The following is a 14,814-nucleotide window of genomic DNA, read 5'->3' as shown; positions in this document are numbered from 1 at the left end:
GAAGGATATAACGTTGGGAGATGAAGGCCAATTAAGAACACGCATAGACGCTCTTCTAAAAACACTCAGGTAATTGGCATAGATTGGGGTAGTCGCACATCTAAATGGGTTTTGATGAATGATAAAGAGATTGTCGACTATTCTGTTCAAGCAGCAGTTCCAGGTAAAATCCAAGATTTTATAAAAAGTCTTCCTGATGCTTCTATAGTTGGTTTAACAGGATATGGACGGCATCGCCTCAAAGATTTTATTCCTCGGGGGAATGTAATAACAGAAATTACAGCTCATGCCACCGGAGCTATCATGATGGCACCAGAAACTCGATGTTTACTCGATATTGGCGGACAGGACAGCAAAGCCATATGTATGAATGGGAAAGGACATGTTCTTGATTTTCGCTTAAATGATAGATGCGCTGCCGGAACAGGACGCTTTTTGGAAAACATGGCCCATATTCTCGGACGAAATATTAATGAACTCATTACTCTGGCCCAAAATGAGGAAAAAGGTGTTCCCATTAGCTCAGTATGTGCCGTTTTTGCTGAGAGCGAAGTGATCTCTCTTCTTAATGACGGCATCAATGAGGGCAAAATCGCTCGGGGAGTTTTCAACTCTATGACAGCCAAGATCGCTCCTCTTTTAGGTGCTCTTCCATCAACAGAAAAGATCGCTTTCAGTGGCGGAATTGCCTCTCTTGAAGGAACCGCATCTCTTCTTTCTGAATCTCTTCCATGCTCTCTCGTGACATTGCCCTTTCCACAACTTATAGGAGCGATAGGTGCAGCAGTCAAAGCTCTTAACGTGGCAGATAAGGAGGAATACTGATGACCCAATCAACTGATCAGATTTTTGACGAACTTCGAGAACATTTGCGTGATGGTACTGTATATATAAAAGAAGCAAGTGAAGCGGGAAGAAAGGTTGTCGGTTACTATTGCGCCTTTTCCCCTAAAGAGCTTATTTATGCAGGAAAAGCTATACCTGTCGGACTTTGTGGTACTGGAGAAAAAAGTATTGCTCCTGCAGAACAACATCTTCCCCGCAATCTGTGTCCTCTTGTTAAATCTAGTTACGGATACGCATTAACGGATACGTGTCCATACCTTCACTTCTGTGATTTTGTAGTAGGAGAAACAACGTGTGACGGCAAAAAGAAGATGTACGAATTATTAAATAAAATAAAACCTACGCACGTTATGCAATTACCACAAACCAATAGTCGCCCAGAAGATTTCGAGTATTGGCGAAAGGAAATGTATCTTCTTAAGAGAAAAATCGAAGAGACTTTTCACGTTGCTATCACTGACGATGACCTTGAGAGGGAAATTTATCTTCTAAACAGGGAGCGAAAAGCTCTCATCGAATTTTACCGACTCGCAGCCCTTACACCTCCAGCTATTACGGGACGAGAGATTCGCGTTATGACAGAATACGCAGACAAGACCTTTGACAAAGAACAACTAATTAAAAAAATCGAAAAGATTACTCATCTTGTTAAAGAAGCTTGGGATAAAGGGGAACGGCGAATTTCACCATCAAAGCCGCGCATACTCATTACTGGATGTCCTATTGGTGGGAATGTTGAAAAAGTTGTCGAAATTATAGAGGACAATGGAGGGGCTGTCGTAGGATTTGAAACATGTGGCGGCCTCAAATCAGTATCTCGCTTTGTGGATGAGAACAAACATCCTATGGACGCATTGACTGAGCGTTATCTACAGATCAGCTGTTCATGTCTGACTCCTAATAGGGGGCGCCTTGACCTACTCTCCGATATTATTGACGAATATCATGTTGACGGTATTGTGGAAGTCGTTTTACAAGCATGCCATACCTACAATATAGAAACCTATACTATTCGAGAATTTGCTCGGGAACAAAAAAATATACCTTATCTTTCTTTGGAAACCGATTACTCAAGAAGCGATACAGGACAACTATCGACACGTATTAGCGCTTTTATAGAAATGTTCTAACTCTGCAAAACCTAATATCAGGCAAGTCGAAGAAAAGACTCAATAGTTTTATCTTCGGCTTGCCTTTTTCAACAAAGATCGCCAAATCCTACTCTTTTTCCTTGTCTGCCTCAAAAAGATCAACAACATCTTTCAAATACTGTCGAATAGGAAGGTTCTGAGGGCAAACTTCCTCGCACGCTCCACATTCGACACATAAACTTGCCCTCTCGTAATCTTTTACGAATACAAAATATGTATCTTTTGCCATCTTTTCATCATCAAACATGAAAGCCATATTATAGCGATTAAAGCATTCAGGAATATTGACACCCTGCGGGCAAGGCATGCAATAGCGGCAATTTGTGCAATCCACTTTCATCCGTTTCTTATATTCATTTTTTACCTTTTCCACAATATCCAGATCATGATGGGAAAGAGTGCCAGGTTCTCCCTTTTCAGACACAATGATGTTCTCTCTCACTTGGTTAAGGGAATTCATTCCGCTTAGAACAACAGATACTTCGGAGTGATTCCACACCCACCTTAAACCCCAAGCAGCAGGGCTCATTTTTTCTTCCGCTTCTTGCCATAGATTCTGAATGGGCTCTGGAACATTCGTTGCCAACTTGCCGCCTCGGAGAGGTTCCATAATAATAACGCCAAGGCCACGAGAAGCAGCTTCTCTCAATCCCTTAGTTCCAGCCTGATAATTTTCATCAAGGTAGTTGTATTGAATCTGACAAAATTCCCAATGCCATGCATCTAAAATTTCTTCAAAAAGCTCATACTCTCCGTGAAAAGAGAACCCTGCATGGCGAATACGGCCATCAGCTATAGCCTTTTCAAGAAAAGAAAAGACATCGTTCTTCACCATATTATTCCAACGTTCTCTATTTAATGAGTGAACCAAATAAAAATCTATTGTTTTTGTCTGTAAACGTCGCAATTGTTCATTAAGAAAGGAGTCCATATCTTCATGCTTTTCTACAAGCCATGATGGGAGTTTCGTTGCGAGATAGACTTTATCACGGTAGCCATCGAGTAAGGCTCTCCCAACAAAGGGTTCGCTCATCTCGTTGTGATAGGGCCAAGCCGTATCTACATAATTTACGCCATGATCAATAGCATAACGCAATATTTTTGTAGCTTCGCCCTCATCAATTATTCCTTCAGAAGTTAATGGCAAACGCATGCATCCAAAACCAAGAATAGAGAGTTCTTCATCCATCCCCGGCATTGTTCTGTAATTCATAGTTTCTCCCCCTTTCGCTCTTAATTTACAGTATAGCAAAATGATGGCAAAACCCTCTATAGTTGACTTTTTATATACATTGGAGTAACGTGATTACTGATTTGGGACAATATGTCCCATTCTGAAAGGAGTGTATAGATGATACCTTCTTCTTCCCGTCATGATACTATCCATCGCATCATTACTATCATGGAAACTTTGAGTAAAGCAGACAACCTTCTGAGTATTCGAGAAATAGAAGAACAAACAGGCATTCCACGAACAACTGTCCATCGCTTTCTTCATTCCCTGCAAAAAGATGAGTGGGTCTATCAAGATCCAATTACAGAAAAATTTAGGACTGGCATACGTTTTTATCTCCTTTTCAATCGACGAGCTTTCTACCATGAACTGATTCAACTTTGCGATCCGCATATGAAAGATCTTCTTTCTAAAACAGGAAAAACCGTTCTTCTTTCTGTTCTTAATGGAACTGGAGGAAAGTGTATTCATTCTGTGGAACCGGAAACGGCATTGAAATTTGTCGCCCATAAGGGAATGACTATTCCTCTACATGCAGGAGCAACGGGGAAAATACTTCTTGCCTTCGCAAAACCTGAAATTCAGGAAATCGTTCTCTCGCAAGAACTTGAACGTTTTTCTTCAAAAACTATTACCAATCCAGATCAACTCAAAGAGCAAATTAAAAAAATTCAGACGGAAAAATACTCTTTCAGTCAAGAAGAATGGATGATAAATGCCGGAGACTTAAGTATTCCGGTTTTCGACCATAGCAATCAATTTATCTGCCAGCTTGGCCTTGCGAGCCTTTCTTCAAGTTTTGACGGCCAGGTTGAAATACTTCTGAACCTTCTTAAGGAAGCAGGAAGACAAATATCATCACAATTATAAAAATGGAGGGATTTTACCCATGCCGAAACTCATAGAGTGTGTTCCGAATTTCAGTGAGGGAAGACGGCAAGATGTTATGGATGCCATTCTTGCCCCCTTTAGGCGCCACCAGGGATGTTACGTTCTAGACTCGAGAGCTGACGTTGATCACAATAGGATGGTTGTGAGTCTGGCAGGTAAACCTGAAGCTATCTGCAACGCTCTTATAGAAGCATCTAAAGTAGCTCGAGATGCCATAGATCTCAACTCTCACCAGGGAGCTCATCCACGTATTGGAGCTATTGACGTTATTCCATTTACTCCTATTTCAGGAATCACAATGGAAGAATGTGTCGAACTCGCCCATACCTTTGGAAAACGATTTTTTGATGAGCTTGAAATTCCAGTCTATTTCTATGAAGAAGCAGCTCTCAACCCTGAAAGGAAACGCCTTGAGGTTATTCGAAAAGGACAGTATGAAGCTCTCAAAACCGAAGTAAGGGAAGAAAAGCGCCGCCCCGATATAGGAGAACCTTGCCTCCATCCCACGGCAGGTGCAACAGTTATTGGAGCTCGAAAATTTCTTGTCGCTTTTAATGTCAATCTCAACACAACAGATGTTGATATTGCCAAAAGCATTGCCCGTCATCTCCGTGCTTCTACAGGAGGCTTTACCAGCGTTAAGGCTATAGGCCTTGCCTTGAAAGAAAAAGGACTAGTGCAGGTTAGCATGAATCTCGTTGATTATGAACAAACTGCTATGTACAGAGTGCTTGAGCTGATCAAAGCAGAGGCAGCCCGTTGGGGCGTAACGATCAACGGGACAGAAGTATACGGCATGATCCCCGCCGCAGCTATTCTTGAAAGCTCTGCTTACTATATGCAAATAGACGATTTTAAGCGAAATCAGGTTTTAGAAATCAAGTTGCTTGAATTGATGGGAGAGGAACAAGCATGATTACATCACTCTTCCGAAACGCAACTATTGTTACCCCAGAATCTAAAGACAGCCCACTCTCAGGAAAAGATCAGGGAAAAGTTAACACCATTTCTCATGGCGCAATCTATTGCCGTAATGGCCTCATCGAAAAGATAGGAGAGGAAGGTTATGTTTTAGAAGGTCTTTCTTTCCGTGATGTTGATATGGAAATCGACTGCCAAGGCTGCTGCCTTATCCCTGGATTTGTCGATCCCCATACTCATATTTGCTTCGCGGCGAGACGAGAAAAGGAATTTGCTTTGCGACTTGCCGGAACCCCCTATCTCGACATTTTAAAGGCAGGCGGAGGCATTCTTTCGTCTGTGCAAGCCGTAAAAGAAGCAAGCGAAGAGGAACTCTTTCAGACAACTCTTGAAAATGTGCTTTCCGCTCTCTCCTTTGGCACAACGACAATTGAGATAAAAAGCGGATATGGCCTTGAAACTGAGACTGAACTGAAGATGCTGCGAGTCATCCGTCGAATTCAACAAGAAACACCCCTTGACGTCGCCATCACCTTCATGGGAGCCCATGCTATTCCAGAAGAATATAAAGAAGCCCCAGACACCTTTGTCAACATTCTTACCAACGAGATGATCCCTGCCGTTGCCGAGCAGGGAATAGCTGAATTTTGCGATGTATTTTGCGAGGAAGGTGTTTTCACCATTGAGCAAAGTCGAAAAATTCTTCAGGCAGCGCAAAAATATGGGCTCAAATCACGAATCCACGCTGATGAGGTTCATGATACAGGAGGCGCAGGCCTTGCAGCAGAACTTCAAACAGTATCAGCAGAACATCTTCTTGCCGCTTCAGAAGAAAATTTAAAAGCCATGGCTCAAGGGAAGGTTATTGCCAACCTTCTTCCTGCAACAGCATATAGCCTTCGAAAGCCATACGCTCCCGCACGACGCATGATTGAACTTGATGTTCCCGTTGCTCTTGCTACTGATTGCAATCCTGGATCGTGTTTTACCGAATCCATGCCCTTTGTTTTCGGTCTCGCAGTAATGAATATGAATATGACCGTGGAAGAAGCTCTTGTGGCATCAACAATTAACGCGGCATGGTCTCTCGGCATGGAAGATCGTATAGGCAGTCTCACAGTAGGGAAGCAAGCCGACTTTTTACTTCTCGATGGTGAATCTCCCGCAATTCTCGCCTATCATGCCGGCGTATCACCAGTAATTTCCGTATATAAAAAGGGAATTTTAGTTGCATAGAAAATTTTTCTGACTCAGAGGAGGTGTGTTTCATGGAAAGTACAAATCATTTAGTTTCTGAGGCAATGACCATTAAATTAGATGCCGAGCTTCCTGAATATCCGGAGTTTGAGAAAAACATTCGAAGAGCTCCAGACAGAGGATGGACTCTAAATCAAAAAGAGACCGAACTTGCGCTGAAAAATGCTCTCCGCTATATACCCGAAGAACTTCACGAAAAGATCGCCCCTGAATTTATGGACGAGCTCAAAACGCGAGGACGTATCTATGGCTATCGCTTTAGACCCAAGAAACGTATCTATGGTAAACCTATAGATGAATACAAGGGAAAGTGTCTTGCAGGAAAAGCCTTTCAGGTAATGATTGATAATAACCTTGATTTCGATGTGGCACTCTACCCATACGAGCTCGTTACCTATGGCGAAACAGGCCAGGTCTGCCAGAACTGGATGCAGTACTGTCTCATTAAAAAATATCTGGAAGAACTCACTGACAACCAGACACTTGTCGTCTCTTCAGGACATCCAGTAGGACTTTTCAAATCAAAGCCAGATGCTCCTCGTGTAATCATAACAAACGGTCTTCTTATCGGACTCTTTGATAATCAGGAAGAATGGCATCGCCTTATGCAGTTAGGTGTTACAAATTACGGACAAATGACTGCAGGTGGATGGATGTATATTGGCCCTCAAGGTATTGTTCACGGCACATTCAACACCATTATCAATGCGGGACGTCTTCATCTCGGCCTCAAAAATGATGAAGATTTAGCGGGACATCTTTTCGTCTCTTCAGGCCTGGGCGGCATGAGTGGAGCCCAGCCAAAAGCTGTAGAAATTGCTAGAGGCGTCGGCATTATTGCTGAAGTAGATGCTTCCCGTATTCAGACTCGATACGATCAGGGGTGGGTTTCTCGAGTTGTAGACAATGCCAAAGAAGCTTTCACCCTGGCCCAAGAATATATGGACAAAAAAGAGACGATTTCCATCGCCTATCATGGGAACATTGTCGATTTGCTTGAATATGCTGTTAAAGAAAGTGTTCATATAGAATTACTCTCAGACCAAACATCATGCCACGCCGTATACGATGGCGGATATTGCCCCCAAGGATTAACCTTTGAACAGCGAACTGAAATGCTTCACTCAGATCCTGCACAATTCAAAATCCTTGTTGACGCCACTCTTAGGAAACATTTTGAATGTATTAAGGCACTTGTCGATAAAGGCACTTTTTTCTTCGATTATGGAAACTCTTTCATGCGAGCCATATTTGATGCTGGCGTCAAAGAGATCTGCAAAAACGGAGAAGACACAAGAGAAGGATTCATCTTCCCCTCTTATGTTGAAGATATAATGGGCCCCTTACTTTTCGATTACGGATACGGCCCCTTCCGCTGGGTATGTTTAAGTGGCAAACCAGAAGATCTCTCAAAAACCGACCACGCAGCTATGAACTGTATTGATCCTCATCGTCGTCCTCAAGATCGCGATAACTATATATGGATTCGAGATGCAGAAAAGAATAAGCTTGTTGTAGGCACTCAAGCCAGAATACTTTATCAAGACGCAGAAGGCCGAAGGAATATAGCTCTCGCCTTCAATAAAATGGTGCGAGATGAAGAAATAGGCCCCGTTATGATTGGACGAGATCATCACGACGTTTCAGGAACAGACTCTCCTTACAGAGAAACTTCAAACATTAAGGATGGCAGCAACATATGCGCCGATATGGCTTCTCAATGCTTTGCAGGAAATGCTGCACGAGGCATGTCTCTCGTTGCTCTCCATAATGGAGGAGGAGTTGGCATAGGTAAGGTTATAAACAGTGGCTTTGGTCTGCTTCTTGACGGATCAGAAGAGGCAGATGCAATTATCAAATCAGCTATGATGTGGGACGTTTTAAGCGGTGTCGCCCGAAGGGCTTGGAGCCGCTGCGATCACGCTATAGAAGTCGCCGTAAACATCAACAAAAAATACACAGAAGATTATCATTTCACCCTTCCATTCATTCCTAACGATACCCTTGTTAAAAATACTGTAAATAAAGCCTGGAAGCAGAAATAACCCTATAAAAAGATAAAGAGAAGGAAGAGCTTGTCGCTCTTCCTTCTCTCTTGCGGCAAATTTTTTGAATAATATTTTTTGCATAGCATTGGGGTGATTTTGGGAATGTATTTGCTTATTGAACAAATCTTAAACGGTCTTGCCACAGGTTCAACATATGCTCTGATTGCTCTTGGGCTCGCTCTCGTTTATGGCATTCTTGGTATACTTCATGTTGCTCATGCTGGGGTATATATGGTTGGAGCCTATATAGGCATTGGTATATACTCATTAACTGGAAATATTTTTCTTGCCATGATTGCGAGTATGGTTTTCTGCGGTTTTCTAGGGGTTGCAATAGAGCGCTACATATATTTCCCCTTATTGAAATTTCCTCCTTACGTTCCTCTAATAAGTAGTATTGCTATTTTCACCGGCATGGAAGAGCTTATTCGTCTCATTGCCGGACCAACTGTACAAACCTACTCTTTGACGCTTCCTTTCCCTACTCTAAAAATCAAGGGAATGGTTATTTCATCAAATCTTATGGGAATCTACATCATTACCGCGCTCGTCTTTTTCCTGCTTTGGTATTTTTCGACACAGACAGAAACAGGGCTTGCTATGCGAGCCACCTCTCAAGATATGGCTGTTGCCAGTTCTCTTGGGATTAACAGCCAACGTATTATAGACCTCAGTTTTTTTATCAGTTCTGCAATTGCTGCCCTCGCCGGAGTTTTAGTGGGAATTTACTACAATACTGTCTCCCCGGGAATGGGGGCTGTACCCGCTTATAAGGCACTGGCTCTTATCGTTGTAGGAGGGTTAGGTTCTGTTCCCGGAGCAGTTATTGCTTCTCTTGCTTTAGGAATCGCTGAAACGGTTCTTATCGGTTTTGCTCACGTTCCCCTTCCTCGAGATGCTCTGGCCTTTATCGCTATGATCGTTGTCCTCATGTGGAAACCACAAGGCCTTTTTGGAAGGAAAGGGTAAGGGGGGTCAACTATGAGTTACGTTATCACTGTTGCTATCTTCATTTCCATTTACGCTATTGTCGCATATGGTCTAAATATTATTGTAGGATATGCTGGACAAATATCTCTCGGCCATGCCGCTTTCTTCGGAATCGGAGCCTATTCCGCGGCTCTTCTTACAACAAAAGCCGGACTTACTTTTTGGGGGGCCCTACCTATTGTTATTCTTATCAGCGCCATTATAGGTATTCTTTGCGGCCTTCCCAGCCTTCGGGTTAAGAATGATTTTTTAGCCATTACGACTATCGGCATCAACTTCATAGTAGAAGCCATTTTCCTCTATATTCCCTTCTTTGGTGGAGCTCTCGGTCTTGGAGGTATTCCTCGTGTCGTCTTCTGGGGTACCAAACTTAAAGGGGGAAATTATTTGGCTCTCTGTCTCTGCGTACTTTTACTCGTCGTCTTGATAAACAGATGGTTTGCCAAACGATGGATGGGGTTGGCCTGTATAGCCCTTCGCGAAGATGAAACAGCTGCTTCAAGTATGGGAATATCTCCTATGCGGTTTAAGCTTATAGCTTTCGTTATGGGAACTGCCATAGCTGGTGTTGGAGGAGCCCTTTATGCTCACCAGATGCACTTTATTGCTCCTTCCGACTTCGGATTTACAGTCTCAGTCATGTTGCTTTCTTTTGTCGTTCTTGGTGGTATGGGAACATTATGGGGCCCTCTTCTTGGCGCTCTTATCCTAGGCTCTTTACCTGAGTTGGCTCGTCCTCTGGCAAACTACCGTATGCTGCTCTATAGTGCACTGCTCTTACTTATGATTCGCTTTCAACCTCAGGGACTTCTTGGCAAAAACAGTTTTCTCCTTTCTATTTTTTCTCGTAAAGAGAGGGGGAATGGATAATGAGTATTCTTCTTTCTGTTAAAAACCTATCGAAAAACTTCGGAGGTCTTCAAGCAGTCAATAATGTTTCGTTCAATTTGAAAACGGGAGACATCTTTGGGCTGCTTGGTCCAAATGGTGCGGGAAAAACGACCTGTTTCAATATGATTTCCGGCATATATAAACCATCTCAGGGAAGTATTCATTTTAACGGAAACCGAATCGATGGATGTTCTCCCCATGAAATTGCCCACATGGGAATAGGGCGCACTTTTCAAATAGTAAAACCCTTTTCCCACCTATCGGTTATTGAAAACATTATGGTTGCCTTGGGGGTTAAGTACTACCCGTCCTCCAAAGCAATTACCCATCGTTGGCAAACGTCTGATATACAAGATCAAGCTATGAACATTCTCAGAAAAGTCGGGCTAGAACACTATGCTCATCGACTTTCAGAAACACTGCCTCTCGGGGATCTCAGGCGTCTTGAAATAGGAAGAGCCTTAGCTCTTCAACCGAAATTACTGCTTCTTGACGAATCATTTTCTGGGCTGCGGCAAGAACAGATCACGAAAATGGAGGACCTCGTTTTTTCTCTTACAGAACAGGGCGTTTCAATTCTCCTCATAGAACACAATATGAAAGTCGCTATGAAACTCTGTAATCGCATTGTCGTTCTTAATCAAGGAGCATGGCTTGCAGAAGGATCACCTGAAGAAATCACATCAAATCCGGATGTTATAGAAGCATACCTGGGCAAAGGGGGACAAAAGGATGCTGCTCAACATCAATAACCTTCATATCAGCTACGGACAAGTTGAAGCCGTTCATGGTGTCTCTTTCCATGTGGAAAAAGGGGAGCTCGTCTCAATAATAGGAGCAAATGGGGCAGGTAAAACATCAATTATGAACGCTCTTATGGGAATAATTCCAGCACATTCAGGAGATATTTTTCTCAACGATGAAAATATTACCGCACTTCCCGCCCATTTACGTGCCAGAAAAGGGATACGTCTCGTTCCTGAACGTGCACGTGTTTTCCCCAATCTGACAGTGTATGAAAATCTTCTCATTGGAATATATAAAATGAGAAAGGAGGTCGATCTGACAAAAAACCTTGAATGGATTTACTCCTTTTTCCCTATTCTTCAATCTCGAAAGAATCAAGCGGCAAATACGCTCTCGGGAGGAGAGCAGCAGCAGCTTTCTATAGCCAGAGCCCTCATCTCAAATCCCAACATACTTTTGGTAGACGAAGTTTCGATGGGGCTCATGCCCAAACTCGTAGATACAGTTTTTGAAGTTCTTCAGAATATCAATAAAGAGTTTGGAATCACCATTCTTATCGTCGAACAGAACGCCCTCGCATCCTTAAAAATATCACACAGAGGCTATGTTCTCGAAGCTGGTAATTTAGTTATGGAGGGAACATCACAAGAGCTTATGAATGATCCTGGAATACGCGAAGCATATCTGGGGATCTAGTTTTAAACTATATTTAGGAGGTGTTGTAGTAATGGTTAAAAGTCGGTGGACCAAAGTTATAACTATTGCCTTCTGCTTTATTCTTGTGTTGAGTTGCAGTCTTGCCTGGGCTGAAGATACGATTAAAATTGGTCTTCTTGCCCCCCTTACAGGACCAGCAGCCGATGATGGTATTAATGTAAAGAATTCTGTCGTTATGGCTGTAGAAAAAGTGAATGCCGAAGGTGGAGTTTTAGGGAAAAAGATTGAACTTGTGGCCTACGATGACAGAGCTGACCCCAAAGAGGCAGTGGCTCTTGCCCACAAACTCATCGAAAGAGATGGCGTTATTGGAGTTGTAGGAGGATCTTACAGCTTCCCAAGTCGAGCGGTTGCTCCTATTTTCCAGGAAGAAAAAATTCCCTTTGTGGCTGCCTATGCCCTTCACCCCGAAGTAACATCTGCTGGTGATTTCTGTTTCCGCGTAGGAATGTTGGGTGAAGTGGAAGGCCGAGCATGCGCCTATGTAGCTGTTCGTAATTTTAAAGCAAAATCTGTAGCACTCATACATGCGGATAATGACTTTGGACGAACCCTCTCAACAGGAACCAGAGAATATCTTGAGAAACATGCCCCAGATACGAAAATTCTCATTGAGCAGGCTTATCCTTTTGCAGAGAAAGATTACAAAGCCTATCTTTCTAAAATCAAGGAAGCCAATCCTGACGTCGTTATATCAAGTGGTTATTTCTTTCAAGTTGGTCCTATGCTGAAACAAGCTCGTGAAATGGGCATAACAGCTCCCTTCATTGGAGAAGAGGGCGCAGACTCTCCCGAAATGATTAAAATAGCCGGAGAAGCTGCTGAAGATTTCGTTCTCGTCACCAACTTGGACAGAGACGACAAACGTCCCTTTGTTCAAGACTATCTTCGCCAGTATAAAGAACGTTTTGGCGTAGAAACATGTATGGTTGGAGCTTCTGCCTATGACGCTTTCATGGTTATCGTCGAAAGTATCAAAACAGCAGGAGATCTCAATACACAAAAAATACGTGATGCTATAGCTTCCTCTGAGATCGAAGGTCTTACAGGTGTCAGTAAGTTTACGGAGCAGGGAGAAGTTATAAAGCCAATGGTTGTTCAGATTGTTAAGGATTGGGGCTTCCACTATCTTGATATAGTAGACGATCCTGCAGTCTTAGAGAAATAGATTTCGTCGCTCTCAATATAAGGGAGGCTCCGAGGGGTATGTGGAGCCTCCCTTATTGCTCCTTAAAATTCATCAAAACATGCGATTATGCTTAAAAAGATGAGTAATAAACCTAAAAACGGAATAGCTTTCTAGCTATTCCGTTTTATTGCCATCGACATAATTCGATAGCTTTCTATAATTGCTTGAGCGATTTTGTATTCTATTATTTTCGACTGCGAGGATTTATGACGATGATGCTGGGGCTTGTCTTTAGCGTTCTTGCTGCAATGTGTTGGGCAACTTCCCCTCTGTTTTTAAAAAGAGGCATGAGAGATCTCAATTTTTTCGAAATTAGTGCTATTCGTTCTATCGGCTTTTTGAGCGCATCTTTTTTAATTGCTCTTGTAAGTGCACCAGCAACTCTTATCTGGCACTCAGACAATCTTGCTCTTTTTGCCATTTTTATTAATATATTCATTGGAAATATTGTAGGGGACACCCTTTATTTTCGTTCTATTCAAGATCTCGGCATAAGTCGTTCCGTTGCTATCAGCAGCTCGTACCCACTTGTCGTAACAGCTGTTTCTTATTTTTGGCTAAATGAGCATATCACTTTTCATGTTCTAATAGGAACCGTTCTCATTGTATTAGGACTTATATGCATGAGAGGTACAACTAATGGAAGTACCGCTACACCCCACGCCAAACGTGGCTATATCTCAGCTCTTGTAGCTGCCCTTTGCTGGGGAATTTCCATCCCCATAACAAAATGGGCCATTTCTATACATGGAATAGACCCTATCTCTCTAACATTTTGGAGAGCAGCCTTCCTTATGCCTTCAGCATGGATTTTATGGCGTTTTACATCGCGTAAAAATCCAGAACGATGGCACTTTCTTCGTCGCTCCTCACGTGGGGATCAGCTCAGTGTTCTCATGGCAGGCAGTATTGGCTTGGCTGTGGGAGGGTATGTCTTTGCATTAGCGATGAATTTTGCTCCCGTTTCTGTCGCCACTCCAATAACAGCATCCAGCCCCTTCTTAACAGCTATTGGAGCGCTTATATTCATGCGAGAACATCCTCTCGCCTCTCATTGGGCAGGTATGGCTCTTATTATTAGCGGTTCTGTCGCAATGGGTGTTTAAAAATTCCTCTTTTATTTGACATAAAGCGTCCTTTTGATTATTATACAAATGGATACGTAAGTGGCTACTTTTTAATTAAGTGAGGGGAGCATATTATGTCTCTTGGACAAAAGGATGGGACAAAAAAGAAAGCTGAAGAGATCGTAGAACAATATATTGTCGATGAAATTATGTCTCATAACATTAAGCCAGGAGACCGTATTTATGAAACCCAGTTAGCCGAACAACTCGGAGTTAGCCGAACTCCAGTACGCCATGCTATAAGTCGACTTGTTTCTGAAGGCATATTAGAAGATCCTCAACGGGAAAAAGGGTATATTGTTCCCATTCTTACACCCTTAGATATGAAACACATATATACGATGAGAGAACTTCTTGAGAGTGAAGCCGCTTTTGAAGCCGCCCAATCCATTTCCCGAAAAGATATAACATATCTTAGAGAATTAAACTTTAAAGAGGAACAATCCTTTAAAAATAGCGATCGCAAAGCGTACACAGCTATCAATAAAGAAATTCACTGCAAAATTGTAGATATGAGCCAAAATCTCTATTTGAAACGTTTTTTTCGACAAATTTTCTGGAAATCGCAACTTTATACTTTTTATCTTTCCAGCTTCTATTCGAGTTCCGTTGATATTTTCCCTCTCTCCTCGCAAAAACCCCTGAGCTATCTCGAACATGCGCGCATCATAGATGCCATAGCATCAGGAGATCCGGAGCGAGCACGCCAAGAGATGATCACTCATATACGAAAAAGTTATAAAGAAAGGTTCATTGACGTCGCACATTTTTTTAAGCTGTAATTTTTCCGACACAGATGTTCGGA

Annotated in this window: 14 protein-coding genes; 13 read left to right on the top strand and 1 reads right to left on the bottom strand. The window is 42.5% G+C overall.

Annotated elements, in window-relative coordinates; genetic code table 11:
• The first annotated feature begins 30 nt into the window (after positions 1 to 30).
• Together RBH88_RS11300 and RBH88_RS11295 are read left to right on the top strand one after the other, a co-directional pair.
• Entirely contained in the window at positions 31 to 825 is a 795-nt protein-coding gene (locus RBH88_RS11300; RefSeq protein ID WP_307880088.1) for an acyl-CoA dehydratase activase, read from the top strand.
• On the top strand, positions 825 to 1,976 hold the full coding sequence (locus RBH88_RS11295; RefSeq protein ID WP_213690028.1) for a double-cubane-cluster-containing anaerobic reductase: 1,152 nt from the start codon (positions 825 to 827) through the stop codon (positions 1,974 to 1,976). The genes RBH88_RS11300 and RBH88_RS11295 overlap by 1 nt, the downstream gene beginning before the upstream one ends.
• Positions 1,977 to 2,064: 88 nt before the next feature.
• Here the strand turns inward: RBH88_RS11295 and RBH88_RS11290 are convergent, their stop codons facing one another.
• Complete coding sequence (locus RBH88_RS11290; protein WP_213690029.1) at positions 2,065 to 3,210, bottom strand: aldo/keto reductase; 1,146 nt, start codon at positions 3,208 to 3,210, stop codon at positions 2,065 to 2,067.
• Positions 3,211 to 3,348: 138 nt separating this feature from the next.
• Between RBH88_RS11290 and RBH88_RS11285 the strand changes: the two genes are divergently transcribed.
• From RBH88_RS11285 to RBH88_RS11235, 11 genes are all read left to right on the top strand, one after another.
• The gene (locus RBH88_RS11285) at positions 3,349 to 4,101 is read left to right on the top strand and encodes an IclR family transcriptional regulator (RefSeq protein WP_307879661.1); all 753 of its coding nucleotides are present in this window, start codon (positions 3,349 to 3,351) and stop codon (positions 4,099 to 4,101) included.
• 19 nt (positions 4,102 to 4,120) lie between these two features.
• Entirely contained in the window at positions 4,121 to 5,038 is a 918-nt protein-coding gene (ftcD, locus tag RBH88_RS11280; RefSeq protein ID WP_213690031.1) for a glutamate formimidoyltransferase, read from the top strand.
• The gene (gene hutI, locus RBH88_RS11275) at positions 5,035 to 6,279 is read left to right on the top strand and encodes an imidazolonepropionase (protein ID WP_307879660.1); all 1,245 of its coding nucleotides are present in this window, start codon (positions 5,035 to 5,037) and stop codon (positions 6,277 to 6,279) included. Before ftcD ends, hutI begins: the two co-directional genes overlap by 4 nt.
• A gap of 32 nt (positions 6,280 to 6,311) precedes the next feature.
• The gene (locus RBH88_RS11270; RefSeq protein WP_213699685.1) at positions 6,312 to 8,345 is read left to right on the top strand and encodes a urocanate hydratase; all 2,034 of its coding nucleotides are present in this window, start codon (positions 6,312 to 6,314) and stop codon (positions 8,343 to 8,345) included.
• 105 nt (positions 8,346 to 8,450) lie between these two features.
• Positions 8,451 to 9,317: a branched-chain amino acid ABC transporter permease gene (locus tag RBH88_RS11265; RefSeq protein ID WP_213690034.1), complete on the top strand. Its 867-nt coding sequence runs from the start codon at positions 8,451 to 8,453 to the stop codon at positions 9,315 to 9,317.
• A gap of 12 nt (positions 9,318 to 9,329) precedes the next feature.
• Positions 9,330 to 10,208 carry a branched-chain amino acid ABC transporter permease gene (locus tag RBH88_RS11260; protein ID WP_213690035.1) on the top strand — a complete coding sequence of 293 codons (879 nt, stop codon included), beginning with the start codon at positions 9,330 to 9,332 and terminating at the stop codon, positions 10,206 to 10,208.
• Positions 10,208 to 10,981 (top strand): ABC transporter ATP-binding protein, encoded by a 774-nt coding sequence (locus tag RBH88_RS11255; RefSeq protein WP_213690036.1) that lies wholly within the window; start codon positions 10,208 to 10,210, stop codon positions 10,979 to 10,981. Before RBH88_RS11260 ends, RBH88_RS11255 begins: the two co-directional genes overlap by 1 nt.
• On the top strand, positions 10,962 to 11,672 hold the full coding sequence (locus tag RBH88_RS11250; RefSeq protein ID WP_213690037.1) for an ABC transporter ATP-binding protein: 711 nt from the start codon (positions 10,962 to 10,964) through the stop codon (positions 11,670 to 11,672). The genes RBH88_RS11255 and RBH88_RS11250 overlap by 20 nt, the downstream gene beginning before the upstream one ends.
• A gap of 31 nt (positions 11,673 to 11,703) precedes the next feature.
• Entirely contained in the window at positions 11,704 to 12,861 is a 1,158-nt protein-coding gene (locus tag RBH88_RS11245; RefSeq protein ID WP_213690038.1) for an ABC transporter substrate-binding protein, read from the top strand.
• 233 nt (positions 12,862 to 13,094) lie between these two features.
• Positions 13,095 to 13,988 (top strand): DMT family transporter, encoded by an 894-nt coding sequence (locus RBH88_RS11240; RefSeq protein WP_213690039.1) that lies wholly within the window; start codon positions 13,095 to 13,097, stop codon positions 13,986 to 13,988.
• 95 nt (positions 13,989 to 14,083) lie between these two features.
• A complete protein-coding gene (locus RBH88_RS11235; RefSeq protein WP_213690040.1) occupies positions 14,084 to 14,791 on the top strand; it encodes a GntR family transcriptional regulator in 708 nt (235 codons plus the stop codon).
• The last annotated feature ends 23 nt before the right edge of the window (positions 14,792 to 14,814 follow it).

Source organism: Aminobacterium sp. MB27-C1 (assembly GCF_030908405.1).
GTDB lineage: Bacteria > Synergistota > Synergistia > Synergistales > Aminobacteriaceae > Aminobacterium.
The sequence above is the reverse complement of the archived record's forward strand: the minus strand, read 5'-3'. Positions and strand labels throughout refer to the sequence as shown.